This is a genomic window from Methanobacterium sp. (assembly GCA_012838205.1).
In the GTDB taxonomy this organism is placed as follows: Archaea; Methanobacteriota; Methanobacteria; order Methanobacteriales; family Methanobacteriaceae; genus Methanobacterium.
The window spans coordinates 1-5,487 of sequence record DUPR01000025.1 but is presented as its reverse complement, the minus strand read 5'-3'; the positions used below and the strand labels follow the sequence as shown (position 1 = coordinate 5,487).

General features: G+C 39.7%; 2 protein-coding genes. Both read left to right on the top strand.

What is annotated here, in order from left to right:
* Positions 1-293 precede the first annotated feature (293 nt).
* A complete protein-coding gene (locus GXZ72_03985) occupies positions 294-662 on the top strand; it encodes a hypothetical protein (GenBank protein ID HHT18698.1) in 369 nt (122 codons plus the stop codon).
* 576 nt (positions 663-1,238) lie between these two features.
* Positions 1,239-5,487 (top strand): cobaltochelatase subunit CobN (locus GXZ72_03980; protein HHT18697.1); only part of this gene is annotated, 4,249 nt, incomplete at its 3' end.

Below are 5,487 nucleotides of genomic sequence, written 5' to 3'. Positions count from 1 at the left end.
ATAGGCTCACTTAAAAACACCATACTCTACAACTCAGTATGTTCTTCTGAGATCTCAACCATTGAATTGCTGTGATGGAGAATTTAGGGGAAAGTCAGTTCAGTATTACTAGTTCGTCTGTTAATTCGGTAGTAATAGATTTAATATATGATTATTTATTCAATAATATGAGTTTGGAAGGTTTTATTCAAATGGTTATATTATAATAAAGTCTGAAGGAAATAATAGTAATTTCCTGGTGTTTGATTCCGAGACTGGTATTGTTCGTGATGCTGGTAATGGTGTTATTTGTGGTGTTTTACTGTTTCCATGACCAGATAACTAACCGGAGTATTCAGTTGGCACAGAACTTAACCAGCAGTAATCTAGATGTTTGGCCAGAGCAGTTTCATTCTATTAGTGATGTTATGTTTTTATTAGGTAATTTTGCCTCAATATTGGGAACATTTACTTTTGAAGGAGAAACAATTGTAACAGCGAAATTATTTGCACCATTGTTACTACCCTTAATGATAATAGACTTAATTGATTTTGGCCGGGACAAGATAAATACCGAGCTGGAACTTTCTAATGGTGATTTGATAGATGCAATGCGGGATGTTTCAAAGAATATTTATATATCAGGGTGCTGCCAACCTTGGATGTCAGGGGGTTTAATATGATTATCAGGATGGACATGGGAATAAAAAACCGGATAAAATTTTTAAATTCATGGTTGATGCCCTACGTGGCAATTAAAACGGAGATGAGATTAAAAAAGTTGCCAAGTAGTAGGGATTATTGAAAAAGAAGGCAAAGATTATCAGAAAAAAGTAATAAATAACATATACGCTGGGTGTATTATTGTCATTTTCAATTTTAGGCACAGTAAAAATTAATCGTAATAGAATTATAAAAACATTCTTGATAAAATAGTCTCTTGCTTATAATTTATTTAGTGTTTAATTAATAAATTCTTCTTCTGAAATTGTGAAAAATAATAATATATAAGGGACTTAGGAGGTCTAAGTCCCTTTTTTGTGACACCGTAAGGAAAACAAGGAGTTTATGGACCCTTTGGTATCATTTTTTGTAGGTATATGGATTGTCAACCATTCATTTTACTTCCTATTATTTAAACTTTACTTGATTTATTTTCAATTATTATGGATAAATTTATATGGGATTATTATCGATCATTGTAGTCAAGCAATAATTGAACGATCAATTTTTGCTTAAAAAAAAATGGAGGTGAAAATATGAGAAAACAAGCGATTTTACTAGTAATGACAATTGTTTTCGCACTGCTCCTATGCGGGGCGGTATCAGCAGAAGATTCACAAGAGGTAGGTGGTGTTGAAAATATTACCAATAGCTACAATGAAATCGATCCAGAGATAACACTAAACATCAACTTAGAACATCCGGAAGCTCTTTCTGGAAATAAATTACCGAATATAACAGTAACGGACACTGATGGAAATACTATAAATGGAATAACCGTAACAAAAAGTGGAAATAATCAGTACAAAGTGAATTTTTTCAGTGATAAAACCAAATTCAACTTGAATATTGGTGCCCTAGGACACGTCAATAAAACAGTGACTGTACTCGTTTCACAGTTAGCTTCCCATGACCCAGTTCTTTATGGGAATGCCACTTTAAGTTTGAGGGCTTACAACTTGCTTATATTGAGTGGATCACCCAACGCAGCCCCTGCATTTGTCAACTCCAACCAAGCACTAAGAAATGAGGGATACTATTTCAATTTGAACCATTTCACTAACACGGAGATTACCTCTGGTGATGCCACAATTGAAGATAGAATACGGCAATTTGCTGCCAAAGCAGATGTTATCATAATCCAGATGATAAGTGAACCAGGCACCGTTGCCAAATTGAAAGAACTCATAAGTGGTACAACTGCCCAGATACGGTCCGTAAAATGTGGAGTAGCATTTCTAAATGATCCATCAGTTGATTCTGATGACAGTGAATTAAAATTGTATTGGGATAACTCAGGCGAAGAAAATATGGCCCGTTTCCAGTTGAAAGTTCTTCATAATGTTGGAATGGCTATTGATCCTTCTAAGGATCTGAGTCCAGTTGTATACCCCTTGCAATTCATATACCATCCAGACTCAGCAACACCCATGTTTAACAATTGGAACGACTATTACAACTGGTACATTCAAAGTGGACACTACAAATCAAATGCTCCATGGATTGGAATTGTCGGTTATAATACTATTTTCCTCAATGGAAATGGCGCCATGCTAGAATCAATTCTCAAGGGATTGGAAGAAAAAGGTCTCAACGCAATTCTAGCTATAACTAATGGGAACAATGGTCGATTAAATGCCATAAACAACTTCTTCATGGAGGGTAACAAAGTTAGGATAAGTGCCTTAGTGGCCTGTGTTGGTTACACCATGGTTTATTCCAGTGCTGATACGGCATCATCATTAAACCAGAGCGTAACCTTGCTGAAAAAGTTAGGTGTACCTATTTTCGCACCTATCTATGCAGCTGACCTAGAAAACTGGAAAAATGACTCATCTGGACTTTCAAGTGAAATTTACTGGCAAGTAGCTTTCCCAGAGATGGAGGGAAGGATCGAACCCATTATGCTGGGTGGAGTTGAATCAGCCGAAACTGATCCTTACACAGGAATTAGTGTCAAAAGATACACTCCATTAGCTGATAGGGTGGAACGAGTGATAAATAGGGTTTTCAACTGGACACAGCTCCAGACACTACCTGAAGCCGAGAAAAAAATAGCAATGATCTATTACAACCTTTCAGGTGGAAAAGATGGAGTAGAAGCATCATATCTCAATGTACCTGCAAGTATAACTGAAATATTAAAGGCTCTAAAAGCAGAAGGTTACACAATCCCTGATGAGTACTCCGTGGAGTACATAATCAACGTGTTAACCACTGTAGGTAATAACGTTGGTTCATGGGCCCCTGGAGAACTAAAAAAGTTAGTGGAAGCTGGTGCCATCAACATACCTGTCGAGCAATACAGGCAATGGTTCAGCACCCTACCACAAGAACTCCAACAAGAAGTAATTGCAACATGGGGCACTGTCCCTGGGAACGTGATGGTTTACAACGGAAACATTATCATCCCCGGCATAATGCTTGGTAACATATTCCTAGGAGCTCAGCCAATGCGTGGATGGGGAGAAAACTCCATAGACATCACCCACTCAGCAACCCTACCCCCAACACACCAATACATAGCATTCTACATGTGGCTGCAGAATTCAATGCAAGCCAACGCAGTGATACACTTAGGAACACATGGAACACTAGAATGGTTACCAGGGAGAAGTGTGGGACTAGGTGAAGACGACTGGCCGGATATCCTCCTGGGAGACATACCCAACATCTACCCCTACATTGTGGATAACACTGGGGAAGGAACCCAAGCCAAAAGAAGAGGATACGCAGTTATCATCGACCATTTAACCGCACCCATCATTGCCTCTGGTCTTTATGGTGATCTGGCAATTTTGCAAGATCTGATGAACAGCTACGACAGCACCAGCGATCCACAAAGAAAATCAATCCTTCAAAATGAAATCTTGGCCTTAATTGCTAAACTAAATTTGAATGAGGATATAAACCTTAATTTGGAAACAACATCATTTACAACCATTAAAAACGAGATCCAGCATCATCTAGAAGAAATTGCAGCAACACTCATGCCATATGGATTGCACACATTTGGTGCCACCCTTTCTGGAGAAATCTTGGATCAGATGGTGGAATCCATTGTTAGTTTCGACCCAGTTAACCGGGATAATAATGATTACCGGGTAATGCTTCGGAAATTACTATCCCAAAACTATGAAATGCAGAACTTACTGGCAGCACTACGAGGGGAGTACATATTACCATCATTAGGTGGTGACCCTATCCGCAGAGCAGAAGATGTTCTACCCACCGGTACCAACTTCTATTCTTTCGACCCACGAACAGTACCAGACAAAACTGCCTGGAATATTGGTTCTAAACTGGCAGATGAAATGCTGGCAGCTTTTTATGCAGAGAATGGACGCTTCCCAGAAACTGTTGGCATTGTACTCTGGTCCACAGAGACCATGAGAACTTGTGGTCAGAGTTTGGCAATGATCTTACGATACATGGGATTGGAACCGGTCTGGGATAAAAACGGTAAATTCACTGGAGTTAAAATCACTCCATTGGATAAATTAACCCTAACCGTAAATGGTGCAACCATCCAAAGACCTCGAACTGACGTCCTAATAACTATCAGCGGTCTTTTCAGAGACACATTCTCCTACACAGTGGGAATCATTGACCAAGCAGTCCGACAAGTTGCTAATCTTCAGGAAAGCCCTGAAAATAACTACATCCGGAAACATTACTTGGCAGATCTGAATAAGTACACCCAAAATGGCATGAATACTGCTGATGCAGAAATTCTAGCTGGATCCCGCATATTTGGACCACCACCAGAAGCCTACGGGACTGGAATAGGTCAACAAATACCAGCTACTTCCAAATGGGATGGAACAACAGATTTAGTAGACACTTACTTGTCTAGGATGTCCTATATTTATGGTAGCGGTGTTTACGGGCTCAGTGGTTTGGAAGCGTTTAAAAACAATCTAAAAAATGTTGATGCAACCATACAGGTTAGAGACAACAATTATGGGCTTTTAGACAATGATGATGTCTTCCAGTTCCTAGGTGGCCTAACCCTATCTGCTAAAACTCTTTCCGGTAAGGATGTGAATGTCTACATTGCTAACACCAGAACCAACCCTCATATTCAGACTCTTGGCCAGTTCATGTCCAATGAAGTCAGAACCCGGCTATTAAATCCTAAATGGATTGAAGGTATGCTCAATGAAGGATTTTCAGGAGCTAACCATATAGCTAGTGAAGTTGGTAACTTGTTTGCATGGGATGTGGTAACTCCTGAAGCAGTATCGGACTGGATTTGGCAGCAAACAATGGAAACGTATTTCTTGAATAATGCAGTCAAAAATCAGTTTTTAAATGCGAATCCACACGCATTTGCCTCGACAGCTGCATGGTTACTGGAAGCTGTCCGTAGAGGTATGTGGAATCCTGATGCTGCGGTAACAACTCAACTGAAAGACATCTACATGAATACCATTCTCGCGAATGGTGTTGTATGCTGTCACCACACTTGTGGAAACATTGACTTCACCAATTATGTGGTGGTAGGGTCTACACTGAGTTCACAACAACTCCAGGAATTCGCATCGATTATGGAGGCAGCTACTGGTAAAACAGTAAATGTTGGTTCTACAGAAACACCTTCCAAACCAACTAATCCAACTTCGTCCCCAGGAGCATCTTCTTCAACTGGTGATTCATCTGGAAGTCAAAGAGCTACAGAACGCGGAGATCAAAGTGCATCTGAATCCCAATCTGGAGCTGAGTCTGCTGAGACTGCGGGTACTGATGGGTCTTCTAAAACTTATGAAGTATCCCAGAACAATT